The organism is Bradyrhizobium sp. ARR65 (assembly GCF_000472385.1).
Lineage (GTDB): Bacteria > Pseudomonadota > Alphaproteobacteria > Rhizobiales > Xanthobacteraceae > Bradyrhizobium.
Genome location: NZ_AWZU01000009.1, coordinates 1 through 15,596 on the forward strand (window position 1 = coordinate 1; position 15,596 = coordinate 15,596).

General features: G+C 63.0%; 11 protein-coding genes and 2 pseudogenes. 9 read left to right on the forward strand and 4 right to left on the reverse strand.

The features are described from left to right. Positions 1-53 precede the first annotated feature (53 nt). The 3 genes and pseudogenes from F758_RS0112525 to F758_RS52990 all read left to right on the forward strand — a co-directional run. Entirely contained in the window at positions 54-284 is a 231-nt protein-coding gene (locus F758_RS0112525) for a hypothetical protein (RefSeq protein WP_502689143.1), read from the forward strand. Between the two features lie 119 nt (positions 285-403). Beyond that, positions 404-589, forward strand: a pseudogene (locus F758_RS47600) (transposase); the annotation flags it as partial. Next, a pseudogene (locus tag F758_RS52990) lies at positions 588-749 on the forward strand (GFA family protein); the annotation flags it as partial. The pseudogenes F758_RS47600 and F758_RS52990, both read left to right, overlap by 2 nt. Before the next feature lie 24 nt (positions 750-773). On the opposite strand, the gene F758_RS0112535 reads toward F758_RS52990, so the two are convergent. After that, positions 774-2,348: a winged helix-turn-helix domain-containing protein gene (locus tag F758_RS0112535; protein WP_024508189.1), complete on the reverse strand. Its 1,575-nt coding sequence runs from the start codon at positions 2,346-2,348 to the stop codon at positions 774-776. 336 nt (positions 2,349-2,684) lie between these two features. Between F758_RS0112535 and F758_RS50810 the strand changes: the two genes are divergently transcribed. Both F758_RS50810 and F758_RS0112545 read left to right on the forward strand, forming a co-directional pair. After that, entirely contained in the window at positions 2,685-2,891 is a 207-nt protein-coding gene (locus tag F758_RS50810) for a hypothetical protein (protein WP_024508190.1), read from the forward strand. Positions 2,892-2,902: 11 nt separating this feature from the next. Then, positions 2,903-3,793: an alpha/beta fold hydrolase gene (locus F758_RS0112545; RefSeq protein ID WP_024508191.1), complete on the forward strand. Its 891-nt coding sequence runs from the start codon at positions 2,903-2,905 to the stop codon at positions 3,791-3,793. Here F758_RS0112545 and F758_RS0112550 read toward each other — a convergent pair. Then, complete coding sequence (locus tag F758_RS0112550; RefSeq protein ID WP_024508192.1) at positions 3,742-5,919, reverse strand: lytic transglycosylase domain-containing protein; 2,178 nt, start codon at positions 5,917-5,919, stop codon at positions 3,742-3,744. The genes F758_RS0112545 and F758_RS0112550 overlap by 52 nt on opposite strands. A 797-nt stretch (positions 5,920-6,716) precedes the next feature. On the opposite strand from F758_RS0112550, the gene F758_RS0112555 reads away from it, so the two are divergent. The 4 genes from F758_RS0112555 to F758_RS0112570 all read left to right on the forward strand — a co-directional run bounded on the left by F758_RS0112555 (position 6,717) and on the right by F758_RS0112570 (position 12,062). Beyond that, a complete protein-coding gene (locus F758_RS0112555; RefSeq protein WP_157449984.1) occupies positions 6,717-8,783 on the forward strand; it encodes an ATP-dependent helicase in 2,067 nt (688 codons plus the stop codon). Between the two features lie 129 nt (positions 8,784-8,912). Beyond that, positions 8,913-9,647 (forward strand): SDR family NAD(P)-dependent oxidoreductase, encoded by a 735-nt coding sequence (locus tag F758_RS0112560; RefSeq protein ID WP_035721862.1) that lies wholly within the window; start codon positions 8,913-8,915, stop codon positions 9,645-9,647. Positions 9,648-9,879: 232 nt separating this feature from the next. Further along, positions 9,880-11,610, forward strand: coding sequence for a peroxidase family protein (locus tag F758_RS0112565; RefSeq protein WP_024508195.1), 1,731 nt, complete (start codon positions 9,880-9,882; stop codon positions 11,608-11,610). A 41-nt stretch (positions 11,611-11,651) separates the two neighbouring features. Then, positions 11,652-12,062, forward strand: coding sequence for a hypothetical protein (locus F758_RS0112570; RefSeq protein ID WP_024508196.1), 411 nt, complete (start codon positions 11,652-11,654; stop codon positions 12,060-12,062). 8 nt (positions 12,063-12,070) lie between these two features. Here the strand turns inward: F758_RS0112570 and F758_RS0112575 are convergent, their stop codons facing one another. Both F758_RS0112575 and F758_RS0112580 read right to left on the reverse strand, forming a co-directional pair. Continuing rightward, on the reverse strand, positions 12,071-14,176 hold the full coding sequence (locus F758_RS0112575; RefSeq protein ID WP_084305308.1) for a BTAD domain-containing putative transcriptional regulator: 2,106 nt from the start codon (positions 14,174-14,176) through the stop codon (positions 12,071-12,073). Between the two features lie 36 nt (positions 14,177-14,212). Next, positions 14,213-15,559, reverse strand: a complete 1,347-nt coding sequence (locus tag F758_RS0112580) for a YcaO-like family protein (protein WP_024508198.1) — start codon at positions 15,557-15,559, stop codon at positions 14,213-14,215. Between the last annotated feature and the right edge of the window lie 37 nt (positions 15,560-15,596).

Here is a 15,596-nt window from a genome sequence, read left to right on the forward strand (position 1 = left end):
GAGATGCCCGGGTTACCTGCTGGGCGCTCGAGACCTTCGAGAGCCGGCTGGGGTTGGTTATCCGCCGCCTCGCGGATTGCCCCTATCTCGCCGGCGACCGCTTCACTGCTGCCGATATCTCGGTGAGCTACGCCCTCCTGCTCGGCCTGCGAACTGGCAACTACGTCCCCGGTTCTACCGAGCGGGACTATCTCGCCCGCACNACGGCACGCCCTGCCTACGCCCGAGCGATGGAAAGCTGCCAGGCCACCAAGGCTTGGGCGGCGAGATCACCGGGATTGTAGTGCTCGCTTCATCGGAGAGGCCAAGCGCCTGATTGAGTAGTTGCGAAAAGTTCCTTAGGGGCGTCTACCAATTGGAGGTTTGGCTTCCAGCTCGCACTGAATTCTGATTCACGCGCAGCATGCGCCGATATGATCTAACCGACTTCGAGTGGCGCGTGATCGAGCCGCTCCTGCCCAACAAGCCAAGAGGTGTGCCGCGAGTGGACGACCGGCGGGTGCTGAACGGCATCTTCTGGGTGCTGCGTTCGGGCGCACCATGGCGCGACCTGCCCGAGCACCTTGGTCCGCGCACGACCTGCTACAACCCTAATCGACGTATTCACTGCGACCATTCCGACGCTCGCCTTCGCGCCGGGTGTTCACGTCATTTATGGTGAGACGGTGCTGCCGATGCGGGACGGGTTGCCGAAATTCAGAGATTTTCCGGCCGAATTCGGCGGCTCCGGCATAGCGGTTGAGGAATGAGACGGGCGCGCTGAGCTCGCGAAGTTACGTCAGCCCCGCGCGGCGAAAGCCCTCGAGATAATGCTCGCGGTCTGCGCAGCGCTTCATCGGCATCTCGCTCGCGACCCAGGCGAGCGAGATATTTGGCTGAGCGCGGCGAAGCTCCTGCAACGCCGCCTGCGCCATTTCATTATATCCCGCCATACCGGCTGCCGCGGTCAGCACACGATGACCACCGACGAAGTCGCTGCGCTGGCGCAGCGACTCTCGTGCAAGCCGGATCGCCTCGTCGTAGTTGCAGCCGATGAACTGGGCATAGGCGGCAATGCCGTAGTACAGCGTCGAAGAGGGATCGCGCGGGCTGAGCCGCAGCGCCCGGCGCACCGCAAGGTCGCCCTCCTCCCACCGCCCGGAATAGCATAGCGTCACGCCGTAGAAGGCTTGGGCAAAGGAAAAATTCGGGTTGAGCCGCAAGGCCAGTTCGAACTCCGCGATCGCATCGTCGAAGCGTCTCGCGAACAGATAGGTATAGGCCAGCCCATGATGGGCCCACGCATCTTCGGTGTCGGCCTCCACCGCTGCCAACGCAGCGCGTTCGGCGATCGGCACCACGGCACGCATGTCCGCCCATCCCATGTGAGCGCCGAAGATGTGGCTTGTGGCGAGCACGCCGAGCGCCTGGCCATAATGCGGATCGATGGCAATGGCTTTTTCCAGCAGCGCCTGGGTCGCCACGTTGTCCTCTCGCGTGATCCGCCAGAAGTGCGACAGCGCGCGCATGACCAGATCCCAGGCATCCAGACTCCCGGGCGGCTTGCGCTGCGCGCGGAAGTTTTCCGCTGCGTAGAGCTGCGGCTCGATCGCCGCAACGATCGATTCCGTGATCTCGTCCTGCACGGCGAACACGTCGGCCAGGCACCGATCGTAGCGCTCGGCCCAAAGCTGGCTGCCCGTCGAGGCGTCGTTGAGCTGTGCCGAGATCCGCACCCGATCGCCGCTCTTGCGCACACTGCCTTCGAGGACGTAGCGGACGCCGAGTTCCTGGGCGATTTGACTGATGCGGACCGCCCTGCCCTTGTAGATGAAGGACGAGTTGCGCGCGATCACGAAAAACCAGCGCAGCTTGGACAGCGCGGTGATGATGTCCTCGCTGATCCCGTCGGAGAAATAGTCCTGCTCGCGGTCGCCGCTCATATTGGTGAAAGGCAACACCGCGATCGCCGGGCGGTCGGGAAGCGGCAAGCTCGATTGCGGCGGCCTGACCTGCTCGGGGGCCACCGCGGCCGCCTGGTCCGCGCTCGCGCCGCTGAGCTGCGTTCGCACGGCGCCGACAAAGCGCAGCCCCTTGCGCGGCACCGTTCGGATCAGGTTCTGCTCGGCGCCGCTGTCGCCGATCGCTTTCCGCGCGGCGTTGATGCGGCTCGTCAGCGTCGAATCCGACACGATCCGTCCGCCCCAGACCTTGTCGATCAGGTCATCCTTGCTGACCACCCGGTCTCGATTCTCAAGCAGGTAGACCAGAAGATCAAACACCTGAGGCTCGACCGCGATCGTGCGGCCATCGCAGCTCAGTTCGTGACGGTCCGTATCAAGCACATGATTGGGAAACACAAATTGCACGTCAATTCTGGGCCTCATGAAACAATCAAGCTGATCTAAAGGCAAAATCAAGTCGCCCTCGGAGTCTTTAGGTCAAACGACTGGCATGTTTGGTTCATCGCAGCCTGCCGATGAGGCTGCTCTGGAACCGAAGAAGGATGCAGATGGTCGCTGCAAGCTCTGCAAGACAGATCGAAAGTTCCGCCCGCCGCGCAGCAACTCGCGTTGCTGCGACGAGGCTCCTTGGACATCCCAAATTCCTCAAGGGCTAGTCCCGCCCGACAAACCCCTTTTTCGCAAAATTCGTTCTGCTCCGGGTTCGCAGCCCGGATCGCTTAACCATGACAGAGATCTTTGATGTTCACCCATTCCGACTCGACAAATTTTCGTACAGCCGCGCTGTCCACCGTTATGGCGATCGCGCTGTTCGGCCTCATCAGGATCGGCGCGGCACTATCCCATGCCTCGCACGGCGCCTCGATGCCGGCTGGCTCCCTCGCACTCTTTGGTATCGCTCACTTGATGTCGTTGGCGGCCGCGGGTCTCGGCTTCACCTTCAGCTAGGAAACGCTTCGATGATCAATTCCATTCAGTTCTCTCCCGCGCAAGCGCCGAAAAGCTGCGTCCTCGCGCTACATTGCTCGCTGGGATCAGGCCGCCAATGGACACGGCTGGCCGAGGCACTCGACGGCAAATATCGGCTGTGCGCGCCTGACCTTGTCAGGCACGACAAGCACCGAGATGTGTTCAGTCCCGCGGCGACGCTCGCGGAGGAAGTCGACCTTCTGAGCGAGGCTTTCGAAGCGACGAGCGGCCCCATCCATCTCGTCGGCCACTCCTATGGGGGTGCAATTGCATTCAAGGTTGCGACTGCTTCGCTGCTTGCGAGCAGGATACGCAGCCTAACCTTGATCGAACCCGTGTTGCCGACACTGCTGCGCGACAACGAAGCCGACCGGCGGCTCCACGACCGCTTCGAGGCATTCGCCGTGAGCCTTTACGTCGATCTCTGGAACGGCCAATTCATGGAGGCCATCGACAAATTCATTACGTTCTGGAATGGCTCCGGACCGGCGGAGCAGCCGTCGGCCGAAGCGCGCCTGCGCATGATCGAGCATGCCGAGGAACTGGCGTTCAACTTCCATGCGGTTCTGGCGGAAGACAATGTCGCGACCGCAGCGGCCGCCATCCGCGTCCCGACGCTGCTGATGTCCGGCGGCTTGTCGCCTTACCTGACCCAGCGCATCGTCACGCGGCTTGCCGCTCTGATTGCTGGCTCGCAAGTGACGCACTTGCCGAAGGCTGGTCACATGCTGCCGCAGACCCATCGCAGCACAGTCACGGCGGAGATCATCAGGCACATCACGCGCGCCGATGATCTCGCCGAGATTTCCACACTTCGGCGCTCAGGCCCTCACGGAACCGGTACCGCGCTTGTCGTTTCCTGCCCGATCGCGGACGGATGATCGGACGCGATCAACGGCTCCTCGCTGCCGAAACGCGCGCGATAGACCAGCAAGTTCTCCATCACGCGCTGGACATAGTTGCGCGTCTCGGCGAACGGGATGCGCTCCACCCAATCGACCGGATCGACATTGGGGTCGCGCGGGTCGCCATAGGCCTTCACCCAATCGCGCACGCGGCCGCGCCCGGCGTTGTAGCCGGCAAAGGTCATGATGTGCGAACCCTTGTATTCCTGCAGAAGCGCGCTGAGCTCTGCCGCCCCCATCTGCGTGTTGTAGACGGGATCGGAGACCATCCTGTCCCAGTCATATTCGACGCCGAATCTCTTGGCGGTGTCGCGCCCGGCCTCGGGGGTGACCTGCATCAGGCCGACCGCGTTGGCCGCCGACTTGTCGCGCTGATTGAACTCGCTTTCCGTGCGCGCCACCGAGTAAATGACGCTGCGGTCGATGGGGGGCCCGATCGGGCTGTGCGGCGGAATGCCAATGGTCGGAAAAGCGTAGGCGTCCAGCGCGAGGCCGCGTCCCAACGCCGTCTTGCCAAGGTCCAACATGGCGCGTGCGTCGTTATGACGGCCGGTCACCTCGGCGACCGCCGCGAGGGTGGCAACATCCCTGCTGTCATCGGCGAGATCGGAGACGAAGCTGACCACGGTCTCGCGCTCCCCGAGCGTGTAAAGCATCTCGGCGGCGCGCACGACCTCGTCCGCAGATTTGGATGCGCCGGCCGGAGCGGTTTGCTGCACGGTGCGCAGTTCAATCTGTCTCATGCCGAGCTTGGCGCGCGCCAATTGCCCGTAATAGGCGGTGGGATAACGCGCGGCCGCTTCATAGTTGATCCGCATGATCCGCTTGTCGCCGAGCGTTTCGGCGGCGCGGCCGCGCCAATAAGCCGCGCGCGCCAGCGTAATCGGGTTGGAACAGCCCTCGTCGATATGGACGAAGTGCGCCATCGCCGTCTTGGCATCGTCGAGATAGCGCAGCGCGATCCAGCCCTGCAGGAAGTGGAATTCGGCGCGGTAGTTCTCGCTGTCCGGCTGCGCGGCGCCGTGCACAATGTCGTAGGCGCTCTGGTAACTGCCCTCGTCGAGCAGCTTGCGCGCCAGAACGCGCCGCACCCGCCACCATTCGTCCGTATCCTGCAGCGGCATGGTTGCCGGCGGCGCGGCGAGCACGAGCCGCGTTGCATCCGCAATCTGGTCCTTGCGCATCAGCCACTGGACGCGGCACAGCACGTAGCCGAGATCCTGGCGGGCGTCGGCCGCTACGGAATCGAGTTTATCCGATGCCTTGTCGTCATTGCCTTTGACGGCGCTGCACGCCTTCACGATCGAAATCGCATCGTCGCCGATGCGATGCGCAGCGCGCATCGCGCCTGCAATATCCTTGGCACCGATGCGCTTGTCCATGCGCACCCGATGGTCGTCGATTGTGAGAAGATTGCCAAAGGCGTCGAGCACGTCCGATTCAGTGCGCTCCGACAGATCCTCCGAGCGCCAGGCCTCGCGAACCAGCCGCTGCGCGCCGTCACGGTCGCCCTCGTTGAGCTGCACGCGCGCGAGCGCGAAGCGGCCCTTCGCGGTCAAGGGATGCTCGCCGATGAAGTTGCGCACCGTGGCGGCATCGCCTTTCTCCTGCCACAGCCGCGCCTCCGCACGGCGGCGCATCAGAGTGACGCCCGGCCAGTCCGGATTGTCGGAGACGAAAGAGGCATAGCGGCTGAAATTGGCTTGCGACTCCGGATGACGCAGGATGAACCATTCGGCAAGCTTCTGCCCCGCCGGATCGCCGATCGTCTTTTCGGCCGTGGTGGCGTCGCTGGTCTTACCCTGCCGCGCCAGATCGATCACATTCTTCAAGATGGCAAGGTCGCCCGTGAGGGCGGGCTCGGCCGGCTTCTCGCTCGCAGGTGCCTTCTTGCGCCGTTTCTCGGCGATGCGCTCACTGCGTTTGCTCTTGGCATCCTTCTTCAGCGCAGTTTTGCCGTCATCACGCGGCGCGCTTGCCGCCTCGGTCTTCTTTTCATGCTGAACTTGCTTGTGACGAGCGCTGGCGAGCGCGTCGCTCGACGTCCCCGAGAGAACGGCCAGGACGAAGAGACACGGCAAAGGCCGGAACAAGTGATGCATTCCGTGATCCCCCCTGCGAAGGACCGGCACGAACCGCGAGATCCCACGATCCGTCCGGTTGAGCTGAAGTCAAAGTAGCACGACGCCAATTCACAACTGTCGCGCTGCCGCAACACGAAGCAGGCAAATTGTGGCGCAAGAGTGAGAACAAAGGTTCTCCCCGTGAAGACACGGTGAAGGAACATGCGCATACATGTTGGTGGCGCGCATGTTGGAACTCAGCGTAGGTGAATGTTTGCCTTCAGGATGTTTTCGGTTCCGGCTCTGAACGAACGCGCGACGAAAGTTCCATCGCCGCACAAGGGGAAATGGCACCGCTCGAATTATCTTGATACCGCAGAGCGAGTGCTTGGAACTTTTCAGAGCACAACGACCCGGCGGATGATCAAGGTGACCGGGCCCATGGCAAGCGCAAGCGCGCGGCACCGGAGGTGCATTTCGCCTATGCGGAATCGCGAGTGCGATCGTTGTTGCAGGACCGAACAGCAAGCTGATGAACTGCGCACCCGCGAGATAAGCCCTCCAGCTCGCGCCAGTGCAGCACGCGGGCCAACCACTCTCCTCGCGGGGCTCGCGGTGAGTGGCCGCCTGCGCACCAATGACGCCGAAGCGGCTGCGGGAGGCGGTTCGCGAGGGGCTCGGCATTGCGCCATTGCCGACCTGGCAGGTGAGCGCTACCTGCAGACCGGATCCATCGTTCGCGTCCCTATCGGGAAGTGGCGTCGGCCCCGTGAGACCGCGCGGCGGCGCGTTGCGCTATCAGGCGAAATCGCTGATTCTATCTCGAGGGGCGATTCGTGCTGACAGCGGCTGCGACATATCTCGATCAACTCAATCCGGAGCAGCGCCGTGCCGTCGAGCATGGCGTGAAGCCGCAGGGCACGGTTGGGCCGCCGCTTCTGGTCATAGCCGGCGCCGGATCGGGAAAAACCAACACGCTCGCGCATCGGGTTGCGCATCTAATCGTCAATGGCGCCGATCCGCGCCGAATCCTGTTGATGACCTTCTCGCGCCGCGCAGCCGGCGAAATGAAGGCGCGCGTCGAGCGCATCGCGCGCAAGGTGATCGGCGAGAATTCCGCACTGATGACCGGCGCGCTAACCTGGGCCGGAACTTTCCACGGCATCGGCGCACGACTGTTGCGGGAATATGCCGAACGCATCGGGCTCGATGCCGCCTTCACCATCCATGATCGCGAGGACTCGGCCGACCTGATGAACCTGGTCCGTCACGAGCTCGGATTTTCCAAGACGGAGCGCCGCTTTCCGGCCAAGGGCACCTGCCTCTCCATCTATTCCCGCTGCGTCAATGCGGATGCCTCGCTGGAGCAGGTATTGGGCCTCGCCTATCCCTGGTGCGCCGGCTGGGCCGGCGAGCTGAAGGCGCTGTTCGCAGCCTATGTCGAAGCCAAGCAGGCACAGAACGTGCTCGATTACGATGATCTCTTGCTGTACTGGGCGCAGATGGTGTCGGATGCCGCCTTGGCCGTCGAGATCGGCACGCGCTTCGACCATGTGCTGGTCGACGAATATCAGGACACCAATCGCCTGCAGTCTTCGATTCTGCTCGCGCTAAAACCGCAAGGCGCTGGCCTCACCGTCGTCGGCGACGACGCGCAATCGATCTATTCCTTTCGCGCGGCCACCGTGCGCAACATTCTCGATTTCCCGAGCCAGTTCTCGCCGCATGCGGAAATCGTCACGCTCGATCGCAATTACCGCTCGACGCAGCCGATCCTCGCGGCCGCCAATGGCGTGATCAGTCTCGCCAAGGAGCGCTTCACCAAAAATCTCTGGACCGAACGATCATCCTCGCAGAAGCCGCTTCTGGTGGCGCTGCGCGACGAGGCGGACCAGGCCCGCTATGTGGTCGAGCAGGTGCTGGCGAACCGCGAGCAAGGCGCGCTGTTGAAGCAGCAGGCGGTGCTGTTCCGCACCTCCTCGCATAGCGGACCGCTCGAAATAGAGCTGACCCGCCGCAACATCCCCTTCGTCAAGTTCGGCGGGCTGAAATTCCTGGATGCGGCTCATGTCAAGGATATCCTGGCGCTGCTGCGTTTTGTCGAAAACCCGCGCGATCGCGTCGCCGGCTTTCGCATCCTGCATCTGTTGCCAGGCGTTGGCCCCGCCACCGCCCAGCGCGTGCTTGATGCGATCGCGGACACCGCCGAGCCGGTGGCCGCGCTCTCCAGCCTGCCCGCACCTCCCCGGTCCGGCCGTGATTGGACCGCCTTCGTCGAGACGATCAGCGACTTGCGCGCATGCCGATGGCCCGCCGATCTCGAACTCGCCCGCGCCTGGTATCAACCGCATCTCGAACGCGTTCATGAAGATGCGGAAGTTCGCCGCGCCGATCTGATCCAGCTCGAGCAGATCGCCGGCGGCTATGCCTCGCGCGAGCGTTTCCTGACCGAACTCACACTCGATCCGCCCGATGCCACCAGCGACCAGGCGGGCGTGCCCCTGCTCGACGAGGACTATCTGATCCTCTCGACGATCCATTCCGCCAAAGGCCAGGAGTGGAAGTCGGTATTCGTGCTCAACGTCGTCGACGGCTGTATTCCCTCCGACCTCGGCGTCGGCACCTCGGCCGAACTGGAAGAGGAACGCCGTCTGCTCTATGTCGCGATGACCCGCGCCAAGGACGATCTGCATCTGATGGTGCCGCAGCGCTTCTTCACCCATGGCCAGAGCGCGCAAGGCGATCGCCACCTCTATGCGTCGCGGACGCGCTTCATTCCGGAAGCGCTGCTAACGCTATTTGAGCGCACGAGCTGGCCGAAGGCCGCCGACGCCGCGGCAAGACCCGCGAGCCAGGGTCCGCGCATCGACATTGCCGCCCGCATGCGCGACAGGTGGCGATAGCCGCGAACCAATTGCCGAAGCCTTTGCCGAGCGCGGCGGCGCGCCGACATCTCGGCCCCTTGCCGACAGGTGCGGTCGACCTAGATTCATCAGCGCTTTTGACGACAGAAACTCGATCGGAGGTCGGCGATGGTGACAGAGAATTTGCGTGGACGAGTGGCATTGGTGACCGGCGGCTCGCGCGGGATTGGTGCGGCCATCGTGAAGGCATTGGCTGCGGCGGACGCCGCCGTCGCCATCAACTACCGATCGCATGCAGAGCAGGCCGACGCATTGGTCGAACGAATCCGCAGCGCGGGCGGAAATGCCATCGCGGTCCAGGCGGACGTCTCGCAGGCGGAAGCCGTCGCCAAAATGATCGAACGCGTGAAATCCGAACTCGGGCCGATCGACATCCTCGTCAACAATGCGGGCGTCGCGATCGTCCGCGGCGTCGACGATCTCTCCGAAGCCGACTTCGACGAGACCATCGCAGTCAATTTGAAGTCCGTCTTCCTGTGCACGCAGGCGGTGTTGCCGATGATGCGCGCGACGACATGGGGCCGCATCGTCAATATCTCCTCGGGCGCGGCACGCGGGGCCGGGTCGATCGGCCCCCACTACAATGCGTCCAAGGCCGGAATGGAAGGATTAACGCGCGGCTACGCAGCGCGCCTCGTCAAGGAAGGCATCACCGTCAACGCAGTGGCGCCTTCGCTGATCGAAACCGACATGATGAAGGGCCAGGAGAGCCTCGTCGCTCGCATACCTCTCGGGCGATTTGGCAGGGTCGAAGAGGTTGCCACCGCGGTGATGATGCTCATCAACAATCCCTACATGACGGGCCAGACCGTCGCCATGAGCGGAGGCATGGCGTTCAATTGAAATTTCAGAAATAGCTGCTTGGATTCTCGAAAGCGAATGGCGCGCATCACAGCGAACTAACCGTCGCGCTCCTTTTTGACAGTCGACATCAAGCGCGCCGCGAGCGGAGATCGCGACGGGATGCACCATCGATGGCGCGATGGCGACGACATCCAATGTCATCGCCAGATCACGATAATTTCACGGCAAGCTCAGCAGTCTTGTGACCAGGACGCAAGATGAGAAATCTCAGATGGCCGCACGCAGCGCTGATGCATCTCTCCGGGCTTCCAAGATCGCGTCAGCCGGCGACATCACGCCAAGCGATGCAGCCCCGGGTTTCCGCCACTTCCTCGGCAATCCGCAGCCGTCACAGCGTTTCCGCGTCTTCGGTATCGATCCTCTTAATTCGCCGGAACATCTGCCGCGCGTGCGGGCGCTGATGAACCGCCTGTCGCGGCGCATGGATGCGGAAATACGCTGGCCTGCGCACGCCGACTGCTCGATCGCGCGTTGGGAAAATCCCTCGATCCCTTCCGGCTACACCTACCTGCTGCAATTCGTGGCGCACGATCTGGTTCACTCCGCGATGCCGCTGTCCATCGTGGGCGAACTCGGCAGCGCCGTTGCGAATGCGCGGCGCGCCCCACTCCTGCTCGAAAGCCTTTACGGGCACGGCCCGGTTGGATCGCCGCATCTCTACGCGCTCGATGCGCCGAGCGACGACCGGCGAACCAAGCTCCGGCTCGGGCGCATGCGCTGGAAGGAGGCAAACGGCCAAACCGGCTGTCCGTTTCGCGACATCGCACGCACGCACGCCGAGAATCTGACGGGCATTGAACGCAACATTCCCGGACGCGCGGCGCTGACCGACGCGGTGCTCGCCGATGCACGCAACGACGACCATGCCATCATCTCACAGTTAACGGCGCTGTTGGCGACGCTGCACAACAGCCTGGTTGATCTTGCCCGCCGCGGCGAGCCCGTAAGCGACGCGAACGGCCGTTTCGCCGCGGCCTTCAAGCGCTTCCTGTGCGCGCGCGATGCACTGACCGCGATCTACCACAACATCGTCCGCAACGACCTGATGCGGCGCGTCATCCATCCGGAGATCTACGCGGCCTATTCGAGCCAGGTCCCGCCCTTGATGGATCAGGCCGCCGGCGACGGCGACTGGCAGATTCCGCTGGAGTTCTCGCATGGCGCATTTCGCTTCGGCCATGCCATGGTGCGACCGGAATATCGCATCAACGATCTCTCGACCCACGATCTCAACAACACGCTGGAGAAGACCTCCACGAACGATCCGGTCAATATGCCGCTCGACGAAACCTGGATGGTGCAATGGTCGCGCTTCTTCGAGATCAGCGGGTCGAGACCGAATTTCAGCCGGCGCATCGGACCCTATCTCAGCGATGCGCTGGGCCATGATCAGATATTTTCATCCTTCGACGAAACCGATCGCGTTGGCCTGCTCTATCGCGACCTTTTGGGCGCATCGCTTGCAGGCCTGTGGTCGGTCGACGCATTGATTGCGGAGATCGCGGCCAGGAGGCCGCATTTCGTCAGACCATCGCGGCTGCTTTCCGATCAAACTTACCGAAAAAGCCAGCTCCGGGATTGGTTAGCGGCCGCACCCGCTTATGGAGCGCTGACGCCAGAGGACATCGACACGCTCTCCAGCGATCCGCCGCTGCCGTTTTTCGTCCTGTTCGAAGCGATGCAGGAGCCGCAGGAGGGTTTTTGTCTCGGCCGGCTCGGCTCGATCGTGGTCTCGGAAGTCGTCTTCGCCGCGCTCGCAAGCGCACGGGGCTCGCTCGGATGCGAACACGACGCACTGACCGATCAGCTCGCCCATTTTTCCAAACGCTACTACGCCAGGAACGTCTTTTCGGAAATCCCCGACATTCAAAGCATGGCGCGGCTCGTGGAGTTTACTGCCGGCATTGCCGGCCTCGAGCACGCCGTGCCCGCATTTCTGTGAACGGAATTGTTCCGATTCACTTAAAAGCAGGAGGAGCAAACATGCGTATCGAAAGGCTGCAGATCACAAATCACGAGCGGTGGGGGAAACTGGTGAAGACCTGGTCGACGGGCAAGAATTATCTCGAGGACGACAATGAATACCCCGTGCCCACCACGGTCGAGGAATTCAAGGAGCAACTCGCCAAGGCTCAGGTGTTTGCGACGGTGCCGGAGCGCTTCAAGCACATCCAGTTCGTGACCTCGGACCAGGAGACCCTGCTCTTGAAGTTGCCGCCCAAGGTCATGATCGAGGACTCCGAGGCGATGCTCAGCGAGCCGGGATCGACCTACCCGATTCCGCCGTTCTACAAGCGCCTGTTCAACGGCGTTGATCCGGTGATCCCCGAAAGCGAAAAGTTCAAGGTGCACGCCGAGCGCATCGGCGATTACACGATGAGCCTGTGCGCTTGAAAGCCCACTCACGCGGTCAGTTGGTCGATGCCTTTGACAGGAAGCCCGGCGCCACCCAACCCGTCGCGCAGGGCTTCCCATCGCCCAGATATGCTGATCGGATGGGCCTGCAGAACCCACCGTGCAATGGCTTCGTCCGTTGGTGCAACAGGTCCAACCCAGAACGAACGTATGCCGTTCAGAAAGCGCGTTGCCGCTTCCCGGGCCAGGTCCGGCCGCCCGAGATGAAAGAGCGCCGCCGCCCGCCACGCAAGCAGAATCTTGACGACATCATTGGCGCGATCGCTGGCCTTCACCGCGGCGGCATAATCGCCGCAGAGGAAACCGATGATGCTGTGGTACGCCCATTCGAGATAGGACGGCACTGGAGAAAGCGAAAGCGCCTGGTCGGCGCGCAGCCGGGCCTCCTCGATCGAGCCGCAAAAAGCCCAATAATGCGCGGCCGACAGCAAAGTCCAAGGATCGTTGTCGTTCAGCTCGCAGGCGAGTTCCATATGCGGCGCCGCCTCGGCCTCGCGCAGCGCCATGGCATAAGACCAGCCGCAGCAGAGATGCGCCCTGGAGTCGACTGGGTCGAGCTGGACAGCGATTTTCGCGAGCTCGAGAGTTGTCTTCGCCTTCTCGATATCCCGAAAAACGCCGGGATGGACGAAATGCTCGATGTTGTTCATCTGCACGAGGCTGGAGTAGCAGGGCGAAAAGGACGGGCTCTCGCGGATGCCGTCGCGAAAGATGGCGACGGCGCGATGCCAGCTTTCGGAGTCGAACTTCGCGATGAGATTTTGCCCGCGGAGCCAGCGGTCGTAGATGTCGAGCGACACGTCGGGCTCGCCCGCCAGCCGTTTCAGCCGTTCGGCTGATAACTGCACGTTCAACGCGGCCGCGATGCGGCGAATAATGCGCTGCTGCGCCTCGAACCAGTTGCCGAGACTTAAGCGAAAGCTCTCGCTCCAGACAAAGAGGCCGCTGGCGTCGTCCTTGAGCACCATCACGATGTTGACTTCATTGCCGGCCTGATAGGCGGTCGTCTCGATGCTGTATTGCGGCGCCGAGTCGGATTTGGGGACGATAACGGCGGCCGGCGGGCGGTCGACGACGCTCCATTCGCGGAAACGCACCAGCGACGCGGCAAGATGCAGGCTGAACCCCTGCACGAGATGCGCGTGATCAGCATCGACGCCGTGCATGCCGAACGGACGCAGCACGAGGCGAGCCTTCGGAAGCGCATTGACCGTTGGAAATGACGAAACGGCAGGCCGGCTTGCCGGTCCCTCAATCGAGCGGACAAGCTGCTCGCCTTCGCGGTGCTTGGCCTGATCGACGCCCACCCGCTCGAACGCACCGAGCTTGATGCTCGCGACAAGCTCCTGCGTCGGCCTCGACGGCTCCATGCCGTAGTCGCGATCGAGCAGATCCCACAGAGCTTTGTAGATGCGAAGCGCGCCCGCGACGTCTCCATCTTCGGCATGCGCCTGCATCAGATGGCAGCAGGCCTGCTCGTGGGTCGGGTCGAGATTGACGATGGCGGAAGCGACATCTCTCTTCGCCTCCGCTGTGAGATTTTCCGTCGCGAACGCAGCACCGAGGCTGCGCATCAGCCGCTCATGGACGGTCTGACGCTTGGCGAGCACCCAGACCCGAAACGACGGATCGAGGTCGTCCATTCCCTCGAGCAGCCGCTCATCGAGCCGCGAGATATCGAGAAGCAGCGGATGCACTCGCCCCTCTTCGGCAAGCCGCAGCACACTCTCGATGTCGATGTCGAGTTGTTCCGGTTCGATGCCGACGGAGAGGCGGCCTGCCGCAAAGCCGGCAAATCCCGCGTCCTCGAGGACGGATCGCAATTCGCGGACCACCTGGCGCAGCGAGGCGCGGGCCTTTTCTTCATCCGACCGGCTCCACAACAGCCCGACCAGGCGTTCCCGGCTCTCCTGCTTCGTCTCGCATAAGGCAAGATAACCGAGCACAGCGGCCGCCTTGCGAGTCCGCAGCTCGATCGGCCGGCCGTTCAAGCGAATGGCAAAGCGTCCGACCAGCGAAACGGAGAGGCGTGGTGCGACGTCCGCCGCGCCAGCCAATTCCCTCGCATTCGGGACACTAGCCGTACCTTCCATCACGCATTTCTCGTCATGCTGCGCATGCCGGCTAAACTATAGCAAAGGAATGCCGCCAGTATAAGCAGCGCCGCCGCCGGTCCGTGCGATCGTTTCCGCAAGCCGCGGCGTGACGATTTCCGATGGTTCGAGCTGGAGCGAAGGCACAATGATACGGGCCACCGGCACCGAGAACAGCGAACGCGTCAAATCAAGACAATATGGTTCGATCGCACGCGCTTGGAGGTGCCGAGCAATCGCCGTCAGGGTGGCATGCGGAACGGTGCTGTCAATTCGGATATGTTCCGCATGCGCGCCAATTGGCTGCAGCAATATGCATTGGTCCGCATTGATTGCCGTGGCGCGCTGCAGATGGATGAGATCCTTAGCATTGAGCCCGGTGTCCCCGCGCTCTCTTCGCTTGGCGTCAACTACGACCGAGGCGAGTTCGACCTGGCACATTTCCAAGATCGCGGAGCGGATCGCAGCAGCTAGCGTCGGCCGCGCGGCGAGCCCGAAGGCAAAGCCAAATCCATCCCGCCGGCATGAAACGGCGGCGACCACGGGAATGCCGATGTCCGTCGTGATGTCCAAAAGCCAGGTGCGTCGCGACGTTGCGCCGGTCGGTCGGAGTTGCACTAGCAGCGCTTCAGTGCCGGCTGCGTGCTCCGGCGGGACAGCGCGGCCGCGGCTTCCGCCACGCCACCAGAGGCTCGCCGCGTCACGCTCGATCAATTCCAGCAAGCAATGCAGTGCCGCCCCCTCCCAGGAGGTGCCGGCGGCCGATCCGATGCTCAACGGAAATGGCGGCACGAAGTCCTGCCGTGCCGGCGGTCGGCGCAAGCACAAATCTGCAGGCAGCCAGATCTCGCTGCCGTCGGCGAGCCGCTTTGCCGGATGCCAGGAAAGCTCCGCATCCGCGTCAGTGCGCGTTGCGACCAGCGTCGCGACCAGGCTCCGGCTCTGCGGATCGAGCGAGGCGATGTGCTCGCCGAGACCGGATTGGAGCAGCGCGTCATTGCTGGTCTGGAGCTGAGAGAGATATTCGATCGCTTCGCCGATGCACCTTTCGAACGCCTGCTGCAGCGACAAGCCCACACCGGAGACGCCGATCACAGGGCTACCCTGGTGCAAAGGATCGGCCAAGGCAGGATCGAATTCCGCGCCCAGGCTGACGAGACCGGGCGCGTCGGGCGCGCTCAGCTCGAAAATCCGGACAGCGCGCGAGGCCGTTCGGAGCAGACGGGCGCGATGGCGCGTCTCGCCGTCAATATCCGCCGCACCGGCCACACCGGCCGGCGCGTAGCCGAGCGCTTCCAACAGATCCTGTGCCGGACCGTCAGGCTCGCCCTCTGGTTGTTTTCCCTCCAGCAACAAGGCGGCGTTTGTAAACATATCGGTCATTGGCGCTCGCTCACGGTAGTCTCACGCCAGGCGAAGA